Genomic DNA, 23,919 nt, shown 5'->3' with positions numbered 1-23,919 from the left:
CAGCCTAGTCGCCCCCGTGCTCACCCCCGGTCACGCCCCGTCCGGCGGCGCGGGCGGGCGGGTCAGCTCGGGGTGCGGAACTTGCGCAGGAAGGCCGGCAGCAGCCAGGGGCGCCGCCCGCTGACGCGCACCTTTCCGGTGAGCACCGCCCGGGCCCGGCTGACCCGACCGAACATCATCAGGTTGAGCGTGCCGGGATCGTGGTCGATCCGGGCGTCGGGCCGGGCGTCGGGGTCGGCGAACGTCATCCGCCCCCGGTGCAGCAGGAGCCGGACCGGGGCCGCGTACGCCGAGCGGAACTCGACCACGACCGGGCGTTCGCGCGGCGGCGCGCCGCCGTCGATCAGCCGTCCGTAGCCGTGCCGAACCACCCCGGCCAGGAACAGCTCCATGAACAGCGCGGCGTCGGGACCGGGGAGCGACCACGGACGCCCGGTGGCGCGGGCGACGTCGTGACCGTGGATGAGCAGCTCGTTGACCAGGTGCGCGCAGAGGCCGGCGAGGGGCACCCGGGCCCCGCCGAGCCAGGGCACCGTCTCGTCGGGGCGCCGGCCCTCGCAGGCGAGGAGGAGCCGCCCGACATCGGCCCGCAACCTGTCGGCCAGGGCCTGCGGCTCGCGCTCGGTGAGGTGCCGCAGCAGCACGTCGTTGAAGTCCGCCACCGTGTCGACGGTGACGTCGGGGAGCTGCCGGAGCAGACCCGGCACCGGCAGGGGTGGATGCTCCGGGTCCACCAGGCACACGTAGTACCACGCGAGGGAGCCCACGTGGGCCAGCGTGTCGGCCACCGACCAGTGGGCGGTGGCCATGGCCTCCGGTGGGGTGGCGCGGACCAGGTCGAGGAAGCGGTCCGTCTGGTCCGCCAGCGCCGTCCGCGCCACCCGCCACCGCTCTTCGCTGACCGTCGCCGCCATCGCCGCCTCCCGGCTCGCCGACCGCTCGACGCACAGGCTACAACGGACGGTCACCGCCCGGTGACCGCGAAAGTGCGCAGCCGTCAGCCGGCGGAGCGCTCCCAGTCGACGGTCGGCAGGCCGGCGTCGGCGAGCGCCTTGTTGGCCGCGCTGAACGGGCGGCTGCCCAGGAAGCCGCGCGGGTTCATCGGGCTGGGGTGCCCGGCCTCCAGCACCACGTGCTGCGGGTTGGTGACCAGGGCGGCCTTCTTGCGCGCGTAGCCGCCCCAGAGCAGGAAGACCACCCGCGAGTCCATCGCGTCGAGCGCCCGGATGGTGGCGTCGGTGAACTCCTCCCAGCCGCGGTTGGCGTGCGAGCCGGGCGTCGCCTCGCGGACGGTGAGCACGGAGTTGAGCAGCAGCACGCCCTGGGCCGCCCAGCCGCTGAGGTTGCCGCCGCGCGGCTTCGGCACGCCGAGGTCCTCGCCCAGCTCCTTGAAGACGTTGCGCAGCGACGGCGGCACGCTCACGCCCTCCCGCACGCTGAAGCTGAGCCCGTGCGCCTGCCCCGCCTTGTGGTAGGGATCCTGCCCGAGGATCAGCACCCGGCAGTCGGCCGGCGCGCAGAGCCGGTAGGCCGAGAAGAGGTCCTCGACCGGCGGGAAGACGGTGCGGGTCGCGTACTCGCCCGCGACGAACTCGGCCAGCGCGGCGGTGCGGGCCGGGTCGAGGTGCGGGGTGAGCACGGCACGCCAGTCCTCCGGCAGCAGCGCCAGCAGGTCCAGGGTGGGGGCGTCGTCGGGCATCGGCAACCTTTCGCCTGTCGGGTCCGTCCCGGGCACTCTAGGCAGCCGGTACGACAGCGCTCAGCCGAGGGCCGCCAGGCGCTGCGCCCAGTCGCCGCCGACCGGCTCCAGCTCGACCACCCGGGTGTCGTCGTCGCGCCGGTCGACGCGCACCCGCAGGTGGGCGTCGACGAGCTGCTCGACCAGGCCCTCGCCCCACTCCACCACCGTCACCGACTCGTCCACCGAGGCGTCCAGGTCGAGGTCGTCGATCTCGGCGCGCGGGTCGGCGGCGTCCCCCAGCCGGTACGCGTCGGCGTGCACCAGCGCCACCGTGCCGCCCCGGGCCGGGTCGGGCCGGTGCACCCGGGCGATCACGAAGGTGGGCGAGGTGACGTCGCCGAGCACCCCGAGCCCGGCCCCGACGCCCCGGGTCAGCGCGGTCTTGCCGGCGCCGAGCGGCCCGGTCAGCAGCAGCAGGTCGCCGGCGCGCAGCAGCTTGGCCAGCCGCCGCCCGAACTCGTGGGTGTCGTCGACGGTCGGCAGCTTCACGACGTGGCTCACAGCGCCTCCAGGAACCGCAGCAGCGCCGCGTTGACCTCGTCGGCGTGCTCCAGCATCACCACGTGCCCGCTGTCGGTGATCTTGACGAACTCGGCGTGCGGCAGCCGCCGGACGATCTCCTCGGAGTGCGTCACGGGAGTGATCATGTCCTTGTCGCCGACGACCACCAGCACGGGGGTGTCCGCCAGCGCGGCGAGCGCCGGGAACCGGGAGTGCGTGGCCAGCGTCCGCAGGTAGCGCGTCACCGTGTCGGCGGAGGTGCGGGAGTTCATCGTCTCGACGTACGACACCAGGGCCGGGCTGGGGCGGCGGGTGCCGAAGCCGTACTTGCGGGTGAGCAGCCACGCCACGTTGGTGGTGGACCTGCGCGCCCGGTCGATCACCGGGCCGCCGTAGCGGGTGACGTTGCCGACCATGTGCAGCACCGGCGCGCCGACCCGGCCGAGCAGGGCGGGCGCGACCAGCTTGGTCTCGGCGACCAGGCCGCCCGAGGTGGCCATCAGCACGGTGCCCACGACCCGGTCGCCGAACAGCTCCGGGAACAACTCGGCGAAGGCCATGATGGTCATTCCGCCCATCGAGTGGCCGACCAGCACCAGCGGCCCCTCCGGGGCGGTCCGGTCGATCACCTCGCGCAGCGTCCGGCCGAGCGCGGTGAGGTCGTACTCGCCGGTCTCCAGCCGCCCCGACCGGCCGTGCCCGGGCTGGTCGTACGCGACGATCCGGTGCTCGCCCCGCTCGGCGAGCAGCTTGCGCTGGAAGTGGAAGGTGCCCATGTCCAGGCAGAAGCCGTGCACCAGCACCACGGTCGGGTTGCCGGGCACGGGCCGGGTCGGCTCCACCACCTCGACGTGGATGTCGGTGCCGTCGGGCATCTCCAGCCGAAAGGAATCGTCGTACCGCTGGTCGCCGAAGACCTCCCCGGCGTACCGGTCGGTGGGGTCGGCCTTGAGCTTGCGGACCAGGGCGCGTTCGGTGGCGACGCCGGCCGCGAGCCCGGCGGCGGCGACCCCGACGGCGGCCAGCGCGCCGATGGCCGCCCGGGCGTGTCCGGTACGCGGCAGCGGGATGCGGGTACGGGTCGTCACGGGCGCTCGCCGTCGTAGACGCGGGGCACCCGGGTGCTGCCGAACCGGGTGACGATCTCGTAGTTGATGGTGCCGACCGCCTCGGCCCAGTCGTCGGCGGTGGGCCCGCCGTCGGCACCGTCGCCGAAGAGGGTGACCTCGTCGCCGGCGGCCACCGGGTCGTCGCCGCAGTCGAGCACGAACTGGTCCATGCAGACCCGGCCCGAGATCGTCCGGCGCTTGCCGCCGAGCTGCACCGGGCCGCTGTTCGAGGCGTGCCGGGGCACCCCGTCGGCGTAGCCGAGCGGCACCACCGCGAGGTTCGCCGCCCGCTCGGTGGTGTAGGTGTGCCCGTACGAGACGCCGGAGCCGGCCGGGACGCGCTTGGTGAGCATCACCCGGGCCCGGGCGGTCATCGCCGGGCGCAGCCCGTAGCTCCCGCCGGACACCGGGGAGAGGCCGTAGACGGCCAGCCCGGGCCGGACCAGGTCGAAGTGGGTGTCGGGCCGGGTCAGGGTGGCCGCCGAGTTGGCCAGGTGCCGGTAGCGCGGCCGCAGGCCGGCCCGCTCGGCCATGCCGATCCCCTCGTGGAAGACGGCGAGCTGGCGGTCGATGGTGGGGTGGCCGGGCGAGTCCGCGTACACGAAGTGGCTCCACACCCCGACCACCTCGACCAGGCCGTCGGCCTGCGCCTTGGCGGCGGCGTCGAGCAGGGCCGGCCAGTCGGCGACGGTCGCGCCGCCCCGGGCCAGCCCGGTGTCGATCTTGAGGTGCAGCCGGGCCGGCCGGCCGGCGGCACGGCCCGCCGCGACCATCTCGTCGAGCTGGGGCAGGCTGGCGACGCCGAGGTCGACCCCGGCGGCGACGCCCTCGTGCAGCGGCAGCCCGGGCGCGAGGAGCCAGGCCAGCACCGGCGCGGTGATCCCGGCCCGGCGCAGCGTCAGCGCCTCGTCCAGCGTGCAGACCCCCAGCCAGTCGGCCCCGGCGTCGAGGGCGGCGCGGGCGGCCGGGACCATGCCGTGGCCGTAGCCGTCGCCCTTCACCACCGCCATCAGCTCGGCGGCGGTGCCGGACCTGAGCCGGCTCACGTTCTCGCGGATCGCGTCCAGGTCCACGCGCACCTCGGCCTGCCACATGCCCCCAGCCTACTTTCCGCGCCGATCCCCCGGCCGAGGCCGGCGCAGCCGGTGCCGCCGGCACAGGAGCCACCGCCGGTGCCGCCGGTGCGGCCGGGTCAGCCGAGGCGGGCGAGGACCGGGCGGAGGGCGTCGGCCACGTCGGGCGCCGTCACCGGCCCGCCCCGGGCCGCCTCCCGTCCGGCCAGCCCGTGCAGGTACGCGGCGGCGGCCGCCGCCCGCTCCGGGGGCAGCCCGGCCGCGAGCAGCGAACCGAGCAGCCCGGCCAGTACGTCGCCGGTGCCCCCGGTGGCCAGCGCCGGGGTGCCGGTCGGGTTGACGTACGCCCGGCCGTCCGGCGTGCCGATCACCGTGCGGTCGCCCTTGAGCAGCACCACCGCGTTCATCCAGGCGGCCAGCCGCAGGGTGGCGCCCACCCGGTCGGCGCCCGGCTCCTCCCCGCAGAGCCGGGTGAACTCCCGGTCGTGCGGCGTGACCACGATCGGGGCGTCCCGCGTGCGCAGCCGGCCGGCGAGGGAGCCGTCGACCAGCAGGGTCAGCGCGTCGGCGTCGAGCACCACCGGCACCGGGGCGGCGAGCACCGCCCGCAGCTCCGCGGCCGCCTCCTCGCCGGTGCCCAGGCCGGAGCCGCAGACCCACGCCTGCACCCGCCCGGCGTCGGCGACCCGTCCGGTCGCGATCACGGACGGGTACCGGCGCAGCACGTCGTCCCGGGCCGAGCCGGCGTAGCGGACCAGGCCGGTCGGGCCGGCCAGCGCCCCCGCGACGGAGAGCACGGCCGCGCCCGGGTAGGTCGCCGAGCCGGTCGCGACGCCCACCACGCCCCGGGTGTACTTCTCGGAGGCCGGGCCGAGCCGGGGCCACCAGCCGGCGACGTCCGACCACTCGGTCACGCCCAGCGCCGGGCTGCCCCGCAGCCACGGCTCCAGCCCGATGTCGACCAGCTCCACCTCACCGGCGAGCGCGGCGGCCGGGCCCACCACCAGGGCGGGCTTCAGCCCGCCGAACGTCACCGTCACGTCGGCCCGCACCGCGCTGGGGCGGCCCGACGCGGTCAACGGCACCCCTCCGGTGTCGACCGCGACCCCGCTGGGCACGTCCACGGCCACCACGGCGGCCGGGGCGCCGTCGCGCCCGCGGTGCCGTACGAGGCTGGCGGCGAGCTGGTCGGCGGTGTCCCGGAGCCCGCCGCGCCCGCCGATCCCCACGATGCCGTCCAGCACCAGGTCGACGGTCCCCGGCGGCCGGTCGACGACCCGCCCGCCCGCGGCCCGCAGCGCGACCAGCCCCTCCGCGTGTGCCCGGCCGGGGGACAGCAGCAGCGCCGACACGGCCGCGCCCCGCCGGGCCAGGTGCGCGCCGGCGAGGAGCGTGTCGCCGCCGTTGTCACCGGAGCCGACCAGCAGCAGCACCCGCGCGGCGTAGACGCCGCCCCGATCCGCCAGCAGCAGCGCGCAACGGCGGGCCAGCCCGGCCGCCGCGCGCTTCATCAGCGTCCCGGGCGGCAGCGTGGCCATCAGGCCCGCCTCCGCCGCGCGTACGTCCGCGACCCGCCACACCGCTCTCATGCCACCCCGTCCCGTCCGATTCCCGGCGCGCCGCGACCGGCACGCCCCCGATCACCGTTCCGCGACCACCATGGCCGAGGCGATCCCGCCGTCGTGGGACAACGAGAGATGCCAGCGGTTGACTCCGCGCTCGGTGGCCGCCGCCGCGACCGTGCCGGAGACGGTCAGCCAGGGTCGGCCGTCCGGGTCCGGCACGATCTCGCAGTCGTGCCAGCTCAGCCCGGCCGGGGCGCCGAGCGCCTTGGCGACCGCCTCCTTGGCCGCGAAGCGGGCGGCCAGCGACTCGGGCGAGCGCGGGTTGCCGGATCGGGTGCAGCGCTCGGCCTCCGTGAAGAGCCGGTCGGCGAGCAGCGGTGTCCGTGCCAGGGCCCTGGCGAACCGCTCGACGAGGACGACGTCGATGCCGACAGCGACGATCACCCGCTCACCCTACCGGCGCGGGCGGCCGCACATTAGCCGCCGCTTCCGCGCGGGGCAACGCCTGTGGACGACCGGCCGTACGCCGGGAGGGACGTCGTCCACAGGCGACGCGCGGGGGTGTGGACGGCGCCTAGCGTCGCGGCCGTCGATGTTCTCGCGAGGCGGGGGGGGCCGAGGATGACCGAGCAGCCGTTGACCGTACGACCGGACGCGCTGCGCCGGGCCGCGCGCGGGCTCGACGACGACGCGTACCGGCTGGCGCACGGGCTGGCCGGGGCGTCCGGGCTGGTGGTGCCGGCCCCGGAGTGGTCGGCCGGGGCGGCGTTGGCCGGGCTGGAGTCGGCCGTGCACGCCTGGTTCGGCGGGCTCGGCGCCCGGGTGGCCCACACGGCCGGGGCGGTCCGTTCCGCCGCCGAGGCGTACGAGTCGGTGGACGACCGGGCGGCCGGCCGGCTCACCGCGCTGTCCCGGTGACCGCGCCGGCACCCCCGGCGGCGGGTCGGTCGGCCCCGGCCGGGCACGCGGCGCGTCCGGTCGCCGGCCCGGCGGGCCGGACACCGGCGACACGCCCGGCGCACCCCGCCGACCGCGCGGCGGACGTCGGCTACCGGCAGCTGTGGGCGGCCGATCCCGAGGCGTGGCGGGCCGCCGGGGTGGCCTGGCGGGGGCTGACCGGGCCGGTGGCGCGGCGGGCCGACGGGCTGGTCGCCGGCGCGGCGGCGCTGCGGGCCGGCTGGTCGGGCGGGGCGGCCGTCGCCGCCGACGCCCGGCTCGCGGCCCTGCGCACCGAGCTGACCTCCGCCGCCCCCGCCCTGATCGAGGCCGACCAGGTGCTGGCCGAGTTCGCCGGCCGGCTGGCCGCCGCCAGGGCCCGGCTCGCCGCCGCGGTGGCCCGCGCGGACGCGGCCGGGCTGCTGGTCGACCGGCAGGGCCGGGTCACCGTCGACCCCGCTCGCGCGCCGGCGACCGCCCGCTCCGGGGCGGGCGCGTCCGGAACGGGCACCTCCGGAGCTGGCGCACCCGTGGTCCGCGCGCCCGCAGCCGGCCCGTCCGGGGCCGGCGCGCCCGGAGCGAACCTGCCCGGGTCCGGGGCGGCCGGGGCCGGAACGGCCGGGTCCGGGGTGGGCGCGGCCGAGGTGGGCGCGGCGATCCGGGCGGCGCTGGAGCTGGCCGGTGCGGCCGACCGGGAGGCCGCGGGCCGGCTGGACGCGCTGGCCGCCGCCGCCCGCGCGGCGTGGGCGGACGCGCCATCGCCCGGTCGCCCGGCGCCCGGCGCCGACCCGGCCGCGGTGCGGGCCTGGTGGGCCGGGCTCACCCCCGCGCAGCGCCGGTGGCTCGTCGCGCACGAGCCGGGGCTCCTCGGCCGCCTCGACGGGGTGCCGGTGGCCGCCCGCGACCAGGCCAACCGGCTGCTGCTCGGGGCACGGCGGGAGGAACTGCTGGCCGCGCGGCGACGGCTGCTGGAGCGGGTGCCGCGCGGGCCGGTCGAGCTGGCCGGGCTGCTGCGGGTCGGGAAGTCCCTGGCCGGGCTGGACGCGCTGGCCGCCCGCCTGGCCGGCGACGAGCAGCCCCGGGCGTACCTGCTGGGGCTGGGCACGGCCGGCGAGGGGCGGGCGGTGGTGGCGCTGGGCAACCCCGACCGGTCGGCCCGGGTGCTGACCTACGTGCCGGGGATGACCGCCGGCCTGCACGACGTGCCCGGCGAGCTGGGCCGGGCGGCCCGGGTGCTGTCCCGCTGCGCCGCCCTCGCCCCGGAGGAGGAGGCCGCCGCGGTGCTCTGGCTGGACTACGACGCCCCCGACTTCCTGCACGAGGCGGCGTGGCCGGGTCAGGCCCGGGACGCCGGCCCGGCGCTGCACCGGTTCCAGGACGGGCTGCGGGAGACCCACGACGGGCCCCCGGGCCGGCAGACCGTGCTCGGGCACAGCTACGGCTCGCTGGTGGTCGGCACGGCCGCCCGCGATCACGGGCTGGCCGCCGACGCGCTGGTCTTCGTCGGCTCGCCCGGGGTGGGGGTCGCGCACGCGGGCGAACTGGGCGTGCCGCCCGGGCAGGTCTGGGCGAGCACCGCGCCGGACGACGTGATCCGGTGGGCCCGCCCGCCGGACGAGCTGGCCCGCCGGTCCCTGCTGGGCGCGTCGCCGGTCGGCCCCGCGATCGGGGGGCTGCTCGGCGCGCCGGAGCGGGAGCTGTGGTTCGGGCAGGACCCGTCCCACCCGGGCTTCGGCGGGCGTACGTTCCCCAGCGGCCGGCACGGCCACACGGGCTACTGGGCGCCCGACAACCCGGCCCTCGACGGGATGGCCCGGGTGGTGCTCGGCCGCTGACCCCGCGACGCGCGACGGGCCCCGTCCACCGGCGCGGGTGGACGGGGCCCGTCGTGGGGCGTACGGCTACTCGACCGTGACCGACTTGGCCAGGTTGCGGGGCTGGTCCACGTCGTGCCCCCGGGCGGCGGCGATCTCGGCCGCCATGACCTGCAACGGCACGGTGGTGACCAGCGGCGCGAGCAGCGTCGGCGTACGCGGCACGTAGATCAGGTGGTCGGCGTAGCGGACGACCGCCTCGTCGCCCTCCTCCGCGATCACGATGGTCCGGGCGCCGCGCGCCCGCACCTCCTGGATGTTGGAGACCACCTTGTCGTGCAGCATGCCCCGGCCGACCGGGGACGGCACGATGCAGATGACCGGGGTGCCCTTGTCGATCAGCGCGATCGGGCCGTGCTTCAGCTCGCCGGCGGCGAAGCCCTCGGCGTGCATGTACGCCAGCTCCTTGAGCTTGAGCGCGCCCTCCAGTGCCACCGGGTAGCCCACGTGCCGGCCGATGAAGAGCACCGTCGGCTCGGCCTTCAGGTCGCGGGCCAGCTCGCGGACGGGCTCGATGCGCTCCAGCAGCTCGCGCAGCTTGCCCGGCATCTCCTGGAGCTGGGCGACCACGGCGGCCACCTCGTCGGCGAACTTGATGCCGCGCACCTGGGCCAGGTGCAGGCCGATCAGGTAGCAGGCGACGAGCTGGGTGAGGAACGCCTTGGTGGAGGCGACGGCGATCTCCGGCCCGCCGTGGGTGTAGAGGACCGCGTCGGACTCCCGGGGGATGGTGGAGCCGTTGGTGTTGCAGATGGCCAGGACGCGGGCCTTCTGCTCCTTGGCGTGCCGCAGCGCCATCAGGGTGTCCATCGTCTCGCCGGACTGCGAGATCACCACGATCAGCGTGGACCGGTCGAGGACCGGGTCGCGGTAGCGGAACTCGCTGGCCAGCTCCACCTCGCACGGGATCCGGGTCCAGTGCTCGATGGCGTACTTGGCGACCAGACCGGAGTGGTACGCGGTGCCGCAGGCCACGATGAAGATCTTGTCGACGTCGCGCAGGTCCTGGTCGCTGAGGCGTACCTCGTCGAGCATGATCTCGCCGGAGTCGGTGAGCCGGCCGAGCAGCGTGTCGGCGATGGCCTGCGGCTGCTCCTCGATCTCCTTGAGCATGAACCAGTCGTAGCCGCCCTTCTCGGCGGCGGAGGAGTCCCAGTCGATGTGGAAGTCCTTGCCGCTGGCGGGCTGGCCGGCGAAGTCGGTGATCTCGATGGTGTCGCCGGTGATCAGGACGATCTGGTCCTGACCCAGCTCCACCGCCTCGCGGGTGTGCTCGATGAACGCGGCCACGTCGCTGGCGAGGTAGTTCTCCCCGTCGCCCCGCCCGACGACCAGCGGCGAGTTGCGCCGGGCGCCGACCACCGCGCCGGGCACCGCGGCGTCGACGGCGAGCAGCGTGAACGCGCCCTCCAGCCGCTGGCAGACCACCCGCATGCCGGCGGCGAGCAGCTGCGGCCCGTCGGGGTGCCCGGCGGCGCGCAGGTCGGCCAGCGCGGCGGAGAGCAGGTGCGCCGCGCACTCGGTGTCGGTGTCGCTGGTGAACTGGACGCCGTCGGCCTCCAGCTCGGCGCGCAGCTTCCCGAAGTTCTCGATGATGCCGTTGTGGATCACGGCGACCCGGCCGTCGGGGGCCAGGTGCGGGTGGGCGTTGCGGTCGGTCGGCCCGCCGTGGGTGGCCCAGCGGGTGTGCCCGATGCCGGTGGTGCCGTCCCCGATGCCGATCGGGCTGGCCGCGCAGGACGTGGGGTCCTCGGCCGCCCGCTCGGAGAGCACCTTCTCCAGGTTGGCCAGCTTGCCGGCCTTCTTCTCGGTCAGCAGCGCGCCGTCGCAGACGATGGCGACGCCGGCCGAGTCGTAGCCGCGGTATTCCAGCCGCCGCAGTCCGTCGAGCACGATGCCGAGCGCCGGGCGCGCGCCGGCGTAACCAACGATTCCACACATGTCCCGCAGCCTAACCTAGTTCCACTCATCGCGCGTGCGCGAAAGCCGGGTAAACGATCACCCAACTTGAGCGATCGGAGGGGAAGCGGCACTCTCCGTGACATAGCTCCGCCCGGCGCCGCCGACGCCGACGCCGGTTCCGGGCGGTCGGGCCGCCCTCGGCAGGGGTTGAAGCCGCGCCGGGAGTCCGTAGGCTGGCGGGCGTGACGACCGCCGACGTGGATCCGCTGGTGGCCCGGATGCGTCCGTTCGGGACGACCGTCTTCGCCGAGATGTCCGCCCTCGCCGTGCGCACCGGCGCGGTCAACCTCGGTCAGGGCTTCCCCGACACCGACGGGCCGCCGGAGATGCTCGCCGCCGCCGCGGAGGCGCTGCGCACCGGGCAGAACCAGTACCCACCGGGTCCGGGCGTCCCGGCGCTGCGCGCGGCGGTGGCCGCGCACCAGCGCCGGTTCTGGGGGCTGGAGTACGACCCCGACGGCGAGATCGTGGTGACGGCGGGCGCCACCGAGGCGATCGCGGCGGCGGTCCTCGGGCTCTGCGAGCCGGGCGACGAGGTGGTCTGCTTCGAGCCGTACTACGACTCGTACGCCGCCTCGATCGCGCTGGCCGGCGCGGTCCGGCGCCCGGTCACGCTGCGTCCCGCCGCCGACGGCCGGTACGCCTTCGACCCCGCCGCCCTGCGCGCCGCGTTCGGCCCGCGCACCCGACTGGTGCTGCTGAACTCGCCGCACAACCCGACCGGCAAGGTGTTCACCCCCGACGAGCTGGCCCTGGTCGCCGAGCTGTGCCGGGAGCACGGCGCGTACGCGGTGACCGACGAGGTCTACGAGCACCTGGTCTTCACCGACGCGTCCGCCCCGCACGTCCCGCTGGCCACGCTGCCCGGCATGCGCGAGCGGACGTTGCGCATCTCGTCGGCCGGCAAGACGTTCTCCTGCACGGGCTGGAAGGTCGGCTGGGTGAGCGGGCCGGCGACGCTGGTCTCGGCGGTGCTGCGGGTGAAGCAGTTCCTCACCTTCGTCAACGCCGCGCCGCTCCAGCCGGCGGTCGCGGTGGCGCTGGCCCTGCCCGACGACTACTTCACCGGGTTCCGCGAGGGTATGCGGGCCCGCCGGGACCAGCTCGTCGGCGGGCTCACCGACGCCGGGTTCGAGGTGCTCCCGCCGGAGGGCACGTACTTCGTCACCGCCGACGTCAGCGCGCTGGGCGGGCGGGACGGGATGGAGTTCTGCCGGTCCCTGCCCGAGCGGTGCGGGGTGGTCGCCGTGCCGACGCAGGTCTTCTACGACGACCCCGAGGCCGGTCGACACCTGATCCGCTTCGCCTTCTGCAAGCGCCCCGAGGTGCTGGCCGAGGCGGTCACCCGACTGCGCCGGCTGTCCGCGGCCTGACCGACGCGTACGCCTGACCGTCAGCCGGCCGGGCGGAAGGACGTCGGCCCGGCCCCGCCGGTGGCGGACCCGGGCCGACGGGAGGTCAGGCGGTCGGGCTGGCGGTGCGGACCTGCTCGGCGATGCGCTCGGCCGTCTCGCGGGCGGTGCGCTCGGTGGCGGCCTCGACCATGACCCGGACCAGGGGCTCGGTGCCGGACGGGCGCAGCAGCACCCGGCCCGTCTCGCCCAGCTCCGCCTCGGCCCGCTCGACCTCGGCCCGGACGGCGGGCGCGGCCGCGCCGACCGTACGGTCGCCGACGGGAACGTTGATCAGCACCTGCGGCAGCTTGGTCACCACGGTGGCCAGCTCCGCGAGGGACTTCCCGGTGGCGGCCAGGCGGGACATCAGGTGCAGCCCCGTCAGCACGCCGTCGCCCGTGGTGGCGTACGCGGGCATGACGATGTGCCCGCTCTGCTCGCCGCCCAGCGCGAGGCCGGACGCGCGCAGCTCCTCCAGCACGTACCGGTCACCGACCTTGGTCTCGAGGAGGCGGATGCCCTGCGCGGACATGGCCAGCCGCAGGCCGAGGTTGCTCATCACGGTGGCGACCAGGGTGTCGTCGGTGAGCGTGCCGGCCTCCCGCATGGCGAGCGCGAGGATGGCCATCACCTGGTCGCCGTCGACCTCGTCGCCGTCGGCGGTCACCGCGACGCAGCGGTCGGCGTCGCCGTCGTGCGCGATGCCCAGGTGCGCGCCGTGCTCGACCACCGCGGCCCGCAGGGCCTCGAGGTGGTTGGAGCCGCACTCGTCGTTGATGTTGAGGCCGTCCGGCTCGGCGTAGATGGCGACGACCTCGGCCCCGGCCTCCCGGTACACCACCGGCGCCACCTCCGCCGCCGCGCCGTTGGCGCAGTCGACCACGACCTTGAGGCCGTCGAGGCGGTGCGGCAGGGTGCCGATCAGGTGCTGCACGTAGTGGTCGGCGCCGTCGAGCAGGTCGTGCACCCGGCCGACGCCGGCGCCGACCGGCCGCTTCCAGGCGGTGGTGGCGTTCGCCTCGACGGCCGCCTCGATCCGCATCTCGATCTCGTCGGGCAGCTTGTGCCCGCCGGCGGCGAAGAGCTTGATCCCGTTGTCGGGCATCGGGTTGTGCGAGGCGGAGAGCATCACGCCGAGGTCGGCCTTGGCCTCGGCGGTGAGGAACGCCACGGCCGGGGTGGGCAGCACGCCCACCCGGACCACGTTGGCGCCGGCGCTGGTGAGCCCGGCGACCACGGCGGCCTCCAGCATCTCGCCGCTGGCCCGGGTGTCGCGCCCGACCACGGCCAGCGGGGGATGGCTCCGGTCCGACTCGGCGAGCGTGTGCGCGGCGGCGACCGCCACCGCCAGCGCCAACTCAGGCGTGAGATCCGCGTTCGCCCGCCCGCGTACGCCGTCCGTGCCGAACAACCGGCCCATACCCGCCAACCTCCGATGAAACGGTCCAGGAAAGGCGAACGGCCGGGCCACCTCCCGTCGAGGGGAGGTGAACCCGGCCGTCCGTCAGAAGTACAACGTGCAGCTGTTGATCAGCGCTTCGAGTACTGGGGAGCCTTGCGGGCCTTCTTGAGGCCGTACTTCTTGCTTTCCTTGACCCGGGCGTCCCGGGTGAGGAAGCCGGCCTTCTTCAGCGCCGGACGGTCGTCCGGCTCGCTGACGATCAGGGCCCGGGCGATGGCCAGCCGGAGCGCGCCGGCCTGACCGGTGGTGCCGCCGCCACGCAGGTTGGCGATGACGTCGAAGGCCTCCGGCTTCTCGGCGGTGACCAGCGGGTCCTTGATGAGCTGCTGGTGCACCTTGCTCGGGAAGTATGCCTCGAGGTCACGGCCGTTGCACGTGATCTTGCCGCTGCCGGGGACGATGCGCACCCGGACGATGGCCTCCTTGCGCCGACCCACGGTCTGGATCGGGCGGTCACCACGCGGCGCGCGGGCGACGGGCGCCGGCGCCTCGGTGGCCTCCTCGGGGGCAACCTCGGTCTCGGTGATGTCGGTCATGCTGTTTCCTTCGCCCGCGCTCACTGCGCGATCTGCTTGATCTCGAACGGCACCGGCTGCTGCGCGCCGTGCGGGTGCTCGGCACCGGCGTAGACCTTCAGCTTCTTGATGAGCTGACGGCCGAGCTTGTTGTGCGGGAGCATGCCCTTGACGGCCAGCTCGATGGCCCGCTCGGGACGCTTGGTCAGCAGCTCGTCGTAGCCGACCTGCTTCAGACCGCCCGGGTAGCCGGAGTGGCGGTAGGCGATCTTGGTCTGGCGCTTGTTGCCGGTCAGCGCGACCTTGCCCGCGTTCACGATGACGACGAAGTCGCCCGTGTCGACGTGCGGCGCGAAAGTCGGCTTGTGCTTGCCGCGCAGCAGCGTGGCGGCGTGGGTGGCCAGGCGGCCCAGCACGACATCAGAGGCGTCGATGACGTGCCACTGACGCTCGATCTCACCCGGCTTCGGGCTGTACGTACGCACAGGTATACCTTGTCTCGTCGTCGGTCTGGGGTCGCGCGCCGAGGTTACCGGGCGCGCACGAACGACCAAGCGTACCTCAGGCGGCACGCCTCTGGATGTCGTACAACAGCAGGCAACGATACCCGCCGCCCCGTCGGCAGGTCAAAACGGGGTACCGCCCCCGCCTGGCCCCCGAGGATACATGGCGGGGGTCACACCCCGGTCAGCCGGCGCGGGCCCGGCCGCACGTAGACCAGCCAGGTCACCCCCAGACAGACCGCGTACGCGACGATGAAGGCGACGTACGCCGCGTCCGCGCTGCCCCCGGTCAGGAACGACTGGCGGAAGGCGATGTTCACCAGCACCCCGCCGGAGGCCCCGACCGCCCCGGCGATGCCGATCAGCGAGCCGGTCATCCGCCCGGCCCAGCGCTGCGCCGCGGCCGCCTCCCGCCGGCCGGCGTCCACCTCCGCCGTCGCCCGGGCCCGGAAGATCGCCGGGATCATCTTGTACGTCGAGCCGTTGCCGATCCCGGAGAAGACGAAGAGCGACAGGAAGCCGAGCAGGTAGAGCCCGAACGACCGCTCCCGGGCGGCGAAGAGCACCAACGAGGCGCCGGCCGCCATCGCGACGAAGTTCCAGAAGGTCACCCGGGCCCCGCCGAGACGGTCGGCGAGGTGCCCGCCGACCGGCCGGACCAGCGAGCCGACCAGCGGGCCGAGGAAGGTGAGCCAGGCGGCGTCGACCGGGGTCGGGAAGCGCTCGGCGAACTGGAGCTGGAGCACCTGGCCGAAGGCGAAGCCGAAGCCGATGAACGAGCCGAAGGTGCCGATGTAGAGCAACGACATGATCCAGGTGTGCGGGTCGCGGGCCGCCTCGCGCAGCGCGCCGGGCTCGTTGCGCGCCCCCGGGATGTTGTCCAGCCCGCGCGCCGCGGCGAACGCGGCCAGCACGATCAGCGGCAGGTAGACCGCCGGCACCAGCCGGGGGTACGCGGCGCCCGCGGTCGCCAGCACCGCCAGGCCGACCAGTTGCACCGCCGGCACGCCGAGGTTGCCGCCGCCGGCGTTGAGCCCGAGCGCCCGGCCCTTCAGCCGTTGCGGGTAGAAGAGGTTGATGTTCGCCATCGAGGAGGCGAAGTTGCCCCCGCCGACGCCGGTCAGGCAGGCCAGCACCATCAGGGTCGGGTAGGAGACGCCGGGCTCCAGCAGCACCGTCATCGGCACGGCCGGAACGAGCAGCAGCAGCGCGCTGACGATCGTCCAGGTCCGCCCGCCGAGGCGGGCCACGGCCAGCGTGTAGGGCAGCCGCAACGCCGCCCCGAGGGCGGCCGGCACGGCGGTGAGCAGGAACTTCCCCGCCGGGTCGATGCCGTACTCGGGGCCGAGGAAGAGCACCATCACCGACCAGAGGCTCCACACGGAGAAGCCCACGTGCTCGGCGAAGATCGAGACCCAGAGGTTGCGGCGGGCGACCGGCTCCCCCGTCGTACGCCAGAACTCGGGGTCCTCGGGCCGCCAGTCGTCGATGCGGTGCCGGCGACCGGCGACCGGCGGGGCGGCCTCGGCCAGGGGTGTGGTGGGGGCCAGTGTGCTCACGGCGACTCCTCCTCGTCGGGTGCGACCTGGAGGAACGCTAGGAACCGGGGGTTACCCGACGGTGCCCGTCGCGGGTCGGGCCGGAAACGGAGACCGCACCGCGGGCGGATGCCGCCGGTGAGATGTCAGAGTTCCTGGAGGATGCGCAGCGCCCGGCCGACCCGGAGCATGGTCGCCGTGTCGGCGACGTCCACGCACTCGGTGAACCACTTCTTCATCGGCGAGGAGATCCGGTCGGGCATCACCACGTACGCGCCCATCGGCACCGCCAGGGGCGAGTCGCGCAGCAACGCCTCCTCGACCACCTCGGCCACGATGACGATCGGCACGTCGGTGGAGTTGTAGACGTCGGAGCTGATCACCAGTCCGAGCCGTTCCCGGGCGCCGTCGATGCGCCAGACCTCGCCCCTACGCAGCACGCGGGCGCCCGCCGAAGAGCACGTCGTCGACCATGCCCACCTCGCGGGCGTCGGCGAGGGCGGCGGCTTCGAGGTCGAGCGCGGCCCGGCCGACGGCGGCGGCGTGCGCGGTGAAGACCTCGCGCAGCGCCTTCTCCCGGGCCGCCTGGTCCATCCACGCCGACAGGGAGAGCCCCTCGCGCTTGGCGAACCGCCGGGCCTCCTCGATCGTCTCGTCCGAGAACGACAGGGTCACCTTGGCAGTCATGCCGTGGAGACTACCCAGCGGTATGACCGCCAGTCATCCCGTCGGCCCCGACTATTCGCGTCGGCCGCCGAACACGGCAAACCGCCACTGCTTGAAGAAGCAGTCGACGTCGGCCAGGCCGGCCTCGGCCAGCCAGCGGCACTGCGCGGCGACCGGCGCCGGCCGGTCGTACGCCATCCGGCCCTCGGCGGCCGCGATCTCGTCGGCGTCGGAGCCCAGCGCGGCGATCCGCGCCAGCCACACCTCGTGGTACCGCCGGTCGAGCGCGGCGGTGGGACCGGCGACCTGCTCGGCGTTGACGAAGACGCCGCCCGGTGCCAGCGCCGCCGGCACCCGGCGGTAGAGCTCGCGCTTGCCGGCGTCGTCGAGGTGGTGCACGGCCAGCGCGCTGACGATCGCGTCGTAGCGGCCGGAGGGCAGCGGGTCGGCCAGGTCGGCCAGGTCGGCCAGGACCGTCCGGTGGGCGACCCCGCGGGTGCGCAGGTGGTCGGCGGCGACGGCGAGCATGGCCGGCGCGGCGTCGACCAGGGTCAGCCGGACCCCCGGCACCGCCGCGGCGAGCAGCAGCGACAGCAGCCCGGTGCCCGCGCCCAGGTCCAGCACCTCGGGGGTGCGCCCCGCGGCGAGCGCGGCCCGCAGCGGCGGCGCGGCCACCTCGACCGCGGTGCCGTAGAAGGCGTCGAAGCAGGGCACCAGGCGCCGGCGGGCCTCGTCGTAGCTGCCGGCCACCGCGTCGAAGACCTCGGCGACGTCCATCGCGTCTCCCAGAATATAGGACCTAGGTCCCGCATTGTAGACGCTGCGAGCCGGCCCGCCGCCCCCGTGCGGTGTGAGCGGCTCTTGACAGGACCGAAACAAACGGGACCCGGACCGGAAATCGCCCCCCGGCACGCTTTGCCGACATGACAGACGGTGCACACGCGGCGACCGGACCGGGGCGGACGCCCCGGGAGGTGGCGACGCACTGCCCGTACTGCGCCCTCCAGTGCGGGATGACGCTGCGCGAGGAGTCCGGCCGGGTGACGGTGCTCCCCCGGCAGTTCCCCACCAACCGGGGCGGCCTCTGCCAGAAGGGCTGGACCGCCGCCGAGCTGCTCGACCACCCCGAACGGCTGACCACCCCGCTGCTGCGGGACCCGGTCGGGGGCGAGCTGCGCCCGGCGACCTGGGACGCCGCCCTCGACCGGATCGTCACCGGCCTGCGCACCGTCCAGCGCGGACACGGGCGCGACGCGGTGGCCGTCTTCGGGGGCGGCGGACTCACCAACGAGAAGGCGTACGCGCTGGGGAAGTTCGCCCGGGTGGCGCTGCGCACGAGGCACATCGACTACAACGGACGGTTCTGCATGTCCTCGGCGGCGGCGGCCGGGATGCGCGCCTTCGGGATCGACCGGGGCCTGCCGTTCCCGCTGGCCGACCTGGGCCGGGCCGACACGCTGCTGCTGGTCGGCGCCAACCCGGCGGAGACCATGCCCCCGCTGGTGCGCTGGCTGACCGAGCAGCGCGAGCGCGGCGGTCGGCTGATCGTGGTCGACCCCCGGGTCACCGCCACCGCCCGCCAGGCCGACCTGCACCTGCAACCCCTGCCCGGCACCGACCTGGCGGTGGCGAACGCGCTGCTGCACGTCGCGCTCACCGAGGGCTGGATCGACCGGGACTACGTGGCCGACCGCACCAGCGGATTCGAGGCGGTCCGCCGCGCCGTGGCCGGCTGGTGGCCGGCCCGCGCCGAGGCGCTCTCCGGCGTGCCGGTGGCGGACCTGGAGGCGACCGCCCGGGCCCTCGGCACCGCCGAACGCGTGATCATCCTGACCGCGCGTGGCGCCGAGCAGCACGCCAAGGGCGTCGACACGGTCGCCGGCTTCGTCAACCTGGCGCTCGCCCTCGGGCTGCCCGGCCGCCCCGGCTCCGGCTACGGCTGCCTCACCGGGCAGGGCAACGGGCAGGGCGGGCGGGAACACGGGCAGAAGGCCGACCAGCTCCCCGGCTACCGCAGGATCGACGATCCGGCCGCCCGGGAACACGTCGCCGGGGTCTGGGGGGTGCCGGCCGAGGAGCTGCCCGGGCCGGGCGTGCCGGCGTACGAGCTGCTGGACTCGCTGGGCACGCCCGGCGGGCCGAAGGCGCTGCTGGTCTTCGGCTCCAACCCGGTGGTCTCCGCGCCCCGGGCCGCCCGGATCGAGGGCCGGCTACGGGACCTCGACCTGCTCGTGGTCGCCGACTTCCTGCTCTCCGAGACGGCCGCGCTCGCCGACGTGGTGCTGCCCACCGCCCAGTGGGCCGAGGAGGACGGCACGATGACCAACCTGGAGGGCCGGGTGCTGCGCCGCCGCGCGCTGCGCCCGCCGCCGCCCGGTGTCCGTACCGACCTGGAGATCCTCGCCGATCTCACCGCCCGCCTCCGGGGTGGTGCCGGCGGCGCGGACACCACCGACCCGCGGGGCGTGTTCGCGGAGCTACGACGGGCCTCGGCCGGCGGGATCGCCGACTACGCCGGGGTGAGCTGGGAGCGGATCGACGAACGCGACGGGGTGTTCTGGCCCTGCCCGGACGAGGACGGCCCGGACACGCCCCGGCTCTTCGCCGACCGCTTCCCCACCCCGGACGGGCGGGCCCGGTTCCACGCCGTGGAGCACCGGCCGGCGGCCGAGGAGGTGTGCGCCGAGTACCCGCTGCACTTCACCACCGGACGGGTCCTCGCCCAGTACCAGTCGGGCACCCAGACCCGCCGGGTCGCCGCACTGCGCCGGGCCGCCCCGGACGCGTTCGTCGAGCTGCACCCCGACCTGGCCGGACGGCTCGGCATCGGCGACGGCGAGCCGGTACGGGTGGTCTCCCGGCGGGGCGAACTCCGCGCGCCGGCCCGGCTCAGCACCGCCATCCGGCCGGACACCGTCTTCGCGCCGTTCCACTGGGGCGGCGCCGCGCGGGCCAACTCGGTCACCAACGACGCCGTCGACCCGGTCTCCGGGATGCCGGAGTTCAAGATCTGCGCCGTCCGGCTGGAGAGGGTGGACGAACCATGAGCGACCGAATCGTCCGGCAGAGCCCGGTGACGTGGCCATGACCGAGCGCGTGGTGATCATCGGCAACGGGATGGCCGGCTCCCGACTGGCCGGCGAGCTGCACGCCCGGGGCGGGGACCGGAAGGTCACCGTGCTCGGCGCGGAGCCGCACCGGGCGTACAACCGGATCATGCTCTCCACGCTGCTGGCGGGCCGGATCGGCGAGCCGGACGTGGAGCTGGCCGAGGCCGCCGGGCAGGGTGTCGACCTGCGGACCGGGGTGACGGTCACCGCCGTCGACCGCGCCGCCGGGACGGTGCACACCGACGACGGCGACCGCGTCGCGTACGACCATCTGGTGCTCGCCACCGGCAGCCGGGCCGTGGTGCCCCCGCTGCCCGGCCTGGACGGGCCCGAGCTGCCGGATCGGGTGGTGCCGTTCCGCACCCTGGACGACTGTCGGCGGATCCTCGCCGCGGCCGACGGCGCCCGCCGCGCCCTGGTGCTCGGCGGGGGCCTGCTGGGGCTGGAGGCGGCGCGCGGGCTCGCCGCCCGGGGCCTCGACGTCGGGGTGGTGCACCCGGTGCCGTACCTGATGGAACGGCAGCTCGACCCGGCCGGCGCGGCCGTGCTGGCCGGCACGCTCGCGGGCCTCGGGGTGGCCACCCACCTGGCCGTCGCGGCCACCGGGGTGGTCGCGGACGCCGACGGGGTCCGCCTCGACCTGGCCGACGGCCGGTCGCTCACCGCCGACCTGCTGGTCCTCTCCTGCGGGGTACGCCCCGACACCGCCCTCGCCCGCGCGGCCGGGCTGGCCGTGGAGCGGGGCGTGCTGGTCGACGACCGGCTGCGCACCAGCGACCCGCGGATCTCGGCGGTCGGCGACTGCGCCCAGCACGACGGCGCCCTCACCGGCCTGGTCGCCCCGGCCTGGGCGCAGGCCCGGGTGGTGGCGCAGGTGCTCACCGGGGAGGACCCGCAGGCCCGCTACCGGCCCCGGCCGGCGGTGACCCGGCTCAAGGCGGCCGGCATCGACCTCGCCGCCATGGGCGACCCGGGCGACGGCGGCACCGGCGAGGAGCTGACCTTCGCCGACCCGGCCCGGGGCACGTACGCCCGGCTGCGCATCCACGACGAGCGGCTGACCGCCGCGATCCTGCTCGGCGACAACCCGGCGGTCGGCACGGTCATCCAGCTCTTCGACCGGGGCCAGCCGGTGCCGGCGGACCGGCGTTCCCTGCTGCTCGGCCGGGCGTTCGGCGCGACGGCGGGCGCGCAGGCGGCGACCCCGGCGCTGATGCCGGACGCGGCGACCGTCTGCCAGTGCAACGACGTCAGCAAGGGGGAGTTGGTGGGCTGCTGGCGTTCCGGGGCCCGGACGGTCGACGCCGTGGTCGCCGCGACCCGGGCCGGCACGGGGTGCGGCGGCTGCCGGGACGCGGTCGCCGGCATCGTCGGCTGGCTGTCCGAAGTCGATTCGGTGGAGGTGACGCGATGAACGAGCGGGTCAGCAGGTTGGTGGTCGTCGGCAACGGCATGGTGGGGCAGCGCTTCGTCGACGCGCTGCGCGCCCGCGACCCCGAGGGGCGGTGGCGGGTCACCGTGCTCGCCGAGGAGACCCGCCCGGCGTACGACCGGGTGCGGCTCTCGGCCTTCTTCGACGGGGTGGGCGCCGAGGAGCTGAACCTGCACACCCCCGACGACGGGGTGGAGCTGCGCCTCGGCGAGCCGGCCACGGAGCTCGACCGGGAGCGGCGGCTGGTGCGCACCGCGGCCGGCGAGCACCCGTACGACGCCCTGGTGCTGGCCACCGGCTCCTACGCGTTCGTGCCGCCGGTGGACGGCGCGACCCTGCCCGGGGTCTTCGTCTACCGGACGCTGGACGACCTGGAGGCGATCCGGGAGCACGCGCGGGGACGGCGCACCGGGGCGGTGGTCGGCGGCGGGCTGCTCGGGCTGGAGGCGGCGAACGCGCTGCGGCTGCTCGGGCTGGACACCAGCGTGGTCGAGTTCGCGCCCCGGCTGATGCCGGTGCAGGTGGACACGGCCGGCGGCGCGATGCTGCGCCGGTACGTCGACGAGCTGGGCGTCGCCACCCACCTGGGCGTCGCCACCACCGCGGTCCGGCCAGGCCCCGACGGCACGGTCGCCGGGCTGGAGCTGGCGGACGGGACCGTGCTCGACGCCGACCTGGTGGTGGTCGCGGCCGGCATCCGCCCGCGCGACGAGCTGGCCCGGGCGGCGGGTCTCGCCCTGGGCCCGCGCGGCGGCGTGCTGGTCGACGACGCCTGCCGGACCGCCGACGAGCGGATCTGGGCCGTCGGCGAGTGCGCGGCCGTCGACGGGACCTGCCACGGCCTGGTCGCCCCCGGGTACGCGATGGCCGAGGTGGTCGCCGACCGGCTGGTCGGCGGGGCGGCCACCTTCCCCGGCGCGGACACCGCCACCAAGCTGAAGCTGCTCGGCGTGGACGTGGCCTCGTTCGGCGACGCGCACGGCACCACGCCCGGTTGCCTCGACGTGACGTTCACCGACCCGGCCACCCGGGTCTACGCCAAGCTGGTCCTCTCCGACGACGCGCAGACCCTGCTCGGCGGGGTGCTGGTCGGCGACGCGAGCGCGTATCCGACGCTGCGGGCCAGCGTCGGCGGCCCGCTGCCCGCTCCCCCGCTGACGCTGCTCGCCCCCGAGGGAGCGACCGGCGCGGGCGCCGGGGCGCTGCCCGCCGCCGCGCAGGTCTGCTCGTGCAACGCGGTGACCCGCGCCGACATCGACGACGCGATCGCCGGGGGCTGCGCGGACGTGCCGGCGCTGAAGGCGTGCACCCGGGCGGGCACCAGTTGCGGCTCCTGCGTGCCGATGCTCAAGCAGCTCCTCGACGCGGCCGGGGTGCGGCAGTCCACCGCGCTCTGCGAGCACTTCGACGCCGGCCGGCAGGAGCTGTTCGACATCGTCCGGGTGCGCGGCATCCGCACCTTCTCGCAGCTCATCGCCGAACACGGCCGGGGCCGGGGCTGCGACATCTGCAAGCCGGTGGTCGCCTCGATCCTCGCCTCCCTCGGCTCCGGGCACGTGCTCGACGGGGAGCAGGCGTCGTTGCAGGACACCAACGACCACTTCCTGGCCAACCTGCAACGCGACGGCAGCTACTCGGTGGTGCCCCGGATCCCTGGCGGCGAGATCACCCCGGAGAAGCTCATCGTGATCGGCGAGGTGGCCCGGGACTTCCAGCTCTACACGAAGATCACCGGCGGGCAGCGGATCGACCTGTTCGGCGCGCGGGTCGAGCAGCTGCCGCAGATCTGGCGCCGGCTGGTCGACGCCGGCTTCGAGTCCGGTCACGCGTACGGCAAGGCGCTGCGCACGGTGAAGTCCTGCGTCGGCGAGACCTGGTGCCGGTACGGGGTGCAGGACTCGGTCGGGCTGGCCATCGCCCTTGAGCTGCGCTACCGGGGGCTGCGCGGCCCACACAAGATCAAGTCGGCGGTGTCGGGCTGCGCCCGCGAGTGCGCCGAGGCCCGCAGCAAGGACTTCGGCATCATCGCCACCGACACCGGCTGGAACCTCTACGTCGGCGGCAACGGCGGCTTCCGGCCCCGGCACGCCGACCTCTTCGCCACCGGCCTGTCCACCGAGGCGCTGGTCCGGTTGATCGACAGGTTCCTGATGTACTACATCCGCACCGCCGACCGGCTGCAACGCACCGCCGCCTGGATCGAGGCGATGGAGGGCGGGCTGGACCACCTCCGCGCGGTCGTCGTGGACGACTCGCTCGGCCTGTGCGCCGAACTCGACGCCGCGATGGCCCGGCACGTCGCCTCCTACTCCGACGAGTGGCGCGACGTGCTGGAGGACCCGGTACGACTGCGCCGGTTCGCCTCCTTCGTCAACGCCCCCGAGGTGCCCGACCCGTCCATCACCTTCGCGCGCGAACGGGGCCAACCGGTCCCCGTGGGCCGGACGCCGGCCGGCGAGGGCCGGCAGCCGGTCGCGCTGGGCATGCCGGAGGTGCGGCGATGACCACCACGACGCCCCGACCGCTGGAGGTACGGCG

21 protein-coding genes are annotated in these 23,919 nt (G+C 75.4%); 6 read left to right on the top strand and 15 right to left on the bottom strand.

The window, feature by feature from the left end:
* Positions 1-62: 62 nt before the first annotated feature.
* The 7 genes from ACFHW0_RS05105 to ACFHW0_RS05075 form a co-directional block, all read right to left on the bottom strand.
* On the bottom strand, positions 63-914 hold the full coding sequence (locus tag ACFHW0_RS05105; RefSeq protein ID WP_416605779.1) for a maleylpyruvate isomerase family mycothiol-dependent enzyme: 852 nt from the start codon (positions 912-914) through the stop codon (positions 63-65).
* An 83-nt stretch (positions 915-997) separates the two neighbouring features.
* Complete coding sequence (gene ung, locus ACFHW0_RS05100) at positions 998-1,699, bottom strand: uracil-DNA glycosylase (protein WP_121399841.1); 702 nt, start codon at positions 1,697-1,699, stop codon at positions 998-1,000.
* A 60-nt stretch (positions 1,700-1,759) separates the two neighbouring features.
* Positions 1,760-2,242 carry a tRNA (adenosine(37)-N6)-threonylcarbamoyltransferase complex ATPase subunit type 1 TsaE gene (gene tsaE / locus ACFHW0_RS05095; protein ID WP_416605777.1) on the bottom strand — a complete coding sequence of 161 codons (483 nt, stop codon included), beginning with the start codon at positions 2,240-2,242 and terminating at the stop codon, positions 1,760-1,762.
* On the bottom strand, positions 2,239-3,330 hold the full coding sequence (locus tag ACFHW0_RS05090; RefSeq protein ID WP_416605776.1) for an alpha/beta fold hydrolase: 1,092 nt from the start codon (positions 3,328-3,330) through the stop codon (positions 2,239-2,241). The genes tsaE and ACFHW0_RS05090 overlap by 4 nt, the downstream gene beginning before the upstream one ends.
* Entirely contained in the window at positions 3,327-4,445 is a 1,119-nt protein-coding gene (gene alr, locus ACFHW0_RS05085) for an alanine racemase (RefSeq protein WP_416605774.1), read from the bottom strand. The genes ACFHW0_RS05090 and alr overlap by 4 nt, the downstream gene beginning before the upstream one ends.
* A 98-nt stretch (positions 4,446-4,543) precedes the next feature.
* Positions 4,544-6,013 (bottom strand): NAD(P)H-hydrate dehydratase, encoded by a 1,470-nt coding sequence (locus ACFHW0_RS05080; RefSeq protein ID WP_416605772.1) that lies wholly within the window; start codon positions 6,011-6,013, stop codon positions 4,544-4,546.
* A gap of 51 nt (positions 6,014-6,064) precedes the next feature.
* Positions 6,065-6,433: a holo-ACP synthase gene (locus tag ACFHW0_RS05075; protein ID WP_416605770.1), complete on the bottom strand. Its 369-nt coding sequence runs from the start codon at positions 6,431-6,433 to the stop codon at positions 6,065-6,067.
* A gap of 177 nt (positions 6,434-6,610) precedes the next feature.
* Here ACFHW0_RS05075 and ACFHW0_RS05070 point away from each other — a divergent pair, with 177 nt between their 5' ends.
* Together ACFHW0_RS05070 and ACFHW0_RS05065 are read left to right on the top strand one after the other, a co-directional pair.
* Positions 6,611-6,907, top strand: a complete 297-nt coding sequence (locus ACFHW0_RS05070; protein WP_416605768.1) for a type VII secretion target — start codon at positions 6,611-6,613, stop codon at positions 6,905-6,907.
* Positions 6,904-8,760 (top strand): alpha/beta hydrolase, encoded by a 1,857-nt coding sequence (locus ACFHW0_RS05065; protein ID WP_416605767.1) that lies wholly within the window; start codon positions 6,904-6,906, stop codon positions 8,758-8,760. Before ACFHW0_RS05070 ends, ACFHW0_RS05065 begins: the two co-directional genes overlap by 4 nt.
* Positions 8,761-8,826: 66 nt before the next feature.
* Here the strand turns inward: ACFHW0_RS05065 and glmS are convergent, their stop codons facing one another.
* A complete protein-coding gene (gene glmS, locus ACFHW0_RS05060) occupies positions 8,827-10,740 on the bottom strand; it encodes a glutamine--fructose-6-phosphate transaminase (isomerizing) (RefSeq protein WP_416605765.1) in 1,914 nt (637 codons plus the stop codon).
* Between the two features lie 203 nt (positions 10,741-10,943).
* On the opposite strand from glmS, the gene ACFHW0_RS05055 reads away from it, so the two are divergent.
* Complete coding sequence (locus ACFHW0_RS05055; RefSeq protein ID WP_416605763.1) at positions 10,944-12,134, top strand: pyridoxal phosphate-dependent aminotransferase; 1,191 nt, start codon at positions 10,944-10,946, stop codon at positions 12,132-12,134.
* Between the two features lie 85 nt (positions 12,135-12,219).
* On the opposite strand, the gene glmM is transcribed toward ACFHW0_RS05055, so the two are convergent.
* The 7 genes from glmM to ACFHW0_RS05020 all read right to left on the bottom strand — a co-directional run bounded on the left by glmM (position 12,220) and on the right by ACFHW0_RS05020 (position 17,616).
* Positions 12,220-13,575 carry a phosphoglucosamine mutase gene (glmM, locus tag ACFHW0_RS05050; RefSeq protein WP_416605761.1) on the bottom strand — a complete coding sequence of 452 codons (1,356 nt, stop codon included), beginning with the start codon at positions 13,573-13,575 and terminating at the stop codon, positions 12,220-12,222.
* A 110-nt stretch (positions 13,576-13,685) separates the two neighbouring features.
* Entirely contained in the window at positions 13,686-14,153 is a 468-nt protein-coding gene (rpsI, locus tag ACFHW0_RS05045) for a 30S ribosomal protein S9 (RefSeq protein WP_121399850.1), read from the bottom strand.
* 20 nt (positions 14,154-14,173) lie between these two features.
* Entirely contained in the window at positions 14,174-14,617 is a 444-nt protein-coding gene (gene rplM, locus ACFHW0_RS05040; RefSeq protein ID WP_154941857.1) for a 50S ribosomal protein L13, read from the bottom strand.
* A gap of 191 nt (positions 14,618-14,808) precedes the next feature.
* The gene (locus ACFHW0_RS05035; RefSeq protein ID WP_416605760.1) at positions 14,809-16,194 is read right to left on the bottom strand and encodes an MFS transporter; all 1,386 of its coding nucleotides are present in this window, start codon (positions 16,192-16,194) and stop codon (positions 14,809-14,811) included.
* A 125-nt stretch (positions 16,195-16,319) separates the two neighbouring features.
* Positions 16,320-16,613 (bottom strand): type II toxin-antitoxin system PemK/MazF family toxin, encoded by a 294-nt coding sequence (locus ACFHW0_RS05030; protein WP_121399853.1) that lies wholly within the window; start codon positions 16,611-16,613, stop codon positions 16,320-16,322.
* Positions 16,603-16,860, bottom strand: a complete 258-nt coding sequence (locus ACFHW0_RS05025; RefSeq protein WP_416605759.1) for a DUF6364 family protein — start codon at positions 16,858-16,860, stop codon at positions 16,603-16,605. The genes ACFHW0_RS05030 and ACFHW0_RS05025 overlap by 11 nt, the downstream gene beginning before the upstream one ends.
* A gap of 51 nt (positions 16,861-16,911) precedes the next feature.
* A complete protein-coding gene (locus ACFHW0_RS05020; protein ID WP_416605758.1) occupies positions 16,912-17,616 on the bottom strand; it encodes a class I SAM-dependent methyltransferase in 705 nt (234 codons plus the stop codon).
* A gap of 146 nt (positions 17,617-17,762) precedes the next feature.
* On the opposite strand from ACFHW0_RS05020, the gene ACFHW0_RS05015 reads away from it, so the two are divergent.
* From ACFHW0_RS05015 to nirB, 3 genes are read left to right on the top strand one after another with little or no spacing between them, the layout of a single operon-like run.
* Complete coding sequence (locus ACFHW0_RS05015) at positions 17,763-19,886, top strand: molybdopterin oxidoreductase family protein (protein WP_416605756.1); 2,124 nt, start codon at positions 17,763-17,765, stop codon at positions 19,884-19,886.
* A gap of 37 nt (positions 19,887-19,923) precedes the next feature.
* Positions 19,924-21,363, top strand: a complete 1,440-nt coding sequence (locus tag ACFHW0_RS05010) for an FAD-dependent oxidoreductase (RefSeq protein WP_416605755.1) — start codon at positions 19,924-19,926, stop codon at positions 21,361-21,363.
* Complete coding sequence (gene nirB / locus ACFHW0_RS05005) at positions 21,360-23,885, top strand: nitrite reductase large subunit NirB (protein WP_416605754.1); 2,526 nt, start codon at positions 21,360-21,362, stop codon at positions 23,883-23,885. The genes ACFHW0_RS05010 and nirB overlap by 4 nt, the downstream gene beginning before the upstream one ends.
* The last annotated feature ends 34 nt before the right edge of the window (positions 23,886-23,919 follow it).

The sequence above is a fragment of the Micromonospora sp. LOL_025 genome, assembly GCF_048060285.1.
Classification (GTDB): Bacteria; Actinomycetota; Actinomycetes; order Mycobacteriales; family Micromonosporaceae; genus Micromonospora.
The sequence above is the reverse complement of the archived record's forward strand: the minus strand, read 5'-3'. Positions and strand labels throughout refer to the sequence as shown.

Excerpts from the sequence above, each read along its gene's own strand:
- ACFHW0_RS05105 (WP_416605779.1), bottom strand. The coding sequence starts at position 914 with ATGGCGGCGACGGTCAGCGAAGAGCGGTGGCGGGTGGCGCGGACGGCG.
- ung (WP_121399841.1), bottom strand. The coding sequence starts at position 1,699 with ATGCCCGACGACGCCCCCACCCTGGACCTGCTGGCGCTGCTGCCGGAG.
- alr (WP_416605774.1), bottom strand. The coding sequence starts at position 4,445 with ATGTGGCAGGCCGAGGTGCGCGTGGACCTGGACGCGATCCGCGAGAAC.
- ACFHW0_RS05080 (WP_416605772.1), bottom strand. The coding sequence starts at position 6,013 with ATGAGAGCGGTGTGGCGGGTCGCGGACGTACGCGCGGCGGAGGCGGGC.
- ACFHW0_RS05070 (WP_416605768.1), top strand. The coding sequence starts at position 6,611 with ATGACCGAGCAGCCGTTGACCGTACGACCGGACGCGCTGCGCCGGGCC.
- glmS (WP_416605765.1), bottom strand. The coding sequence starts at position 10,740 with ATGTGTGGAATCGTTGGTTACGCCGGCGCGCGCCCGGCGCTCGGCATC.
- glmM (WP_416605761.1), bottom strand. The coding sequence starts at position 13,575 with ATGGGCCGGTTGTTCGGCACGGACGGCGTACGCGGGCGGGCGAACGCG.
- rpsI (WP_121399850.1), bottom strand. The coding sequence starts at position 14,153 with ATGACCGACATCACCGAGACCGAGGTTGCCCCCGAGGAGGCCACCGAG.
- ACFHW0_RS05025 (WP_416605759.1), bottom strand. The coding sequence starts at position 16,860 with ATGACTGCCAAGGTGACCCTGTCGTTCTCGGACGAGACGATCGAGGAG.
- ACFHW0_RS05020 (WP_416605758.1), bottom strand. The coding sequence starts at position 17,616 with ATGGACGTCGCCGAGGTCTTCGACGCGGTGGCCGGCAGCTACGACGAG.
- ACFHW0_RS05015 (WP_416605756.1), top strand. The coding sequence starts at position 17,763 with ATGACAGACGGTGCACACGCGGCGACCGGACCGGGGCGGACGCCCCGG.
- ACFHW0_RS05010 (WP_416605755.1), top strand. The coding sequence starts at position 19,924 with ATGACCGAGCGCGTGGTGATCATCGGCAACGGGATGGCCGGCTCCCGA.
- nirB (WP_416605754.1), top strand. The coding sequence starts at position 21,360 with ATGAACGAGCGGGTCAGCAGGTTGGTGGTCGTCGGCAACGGCATGGTG.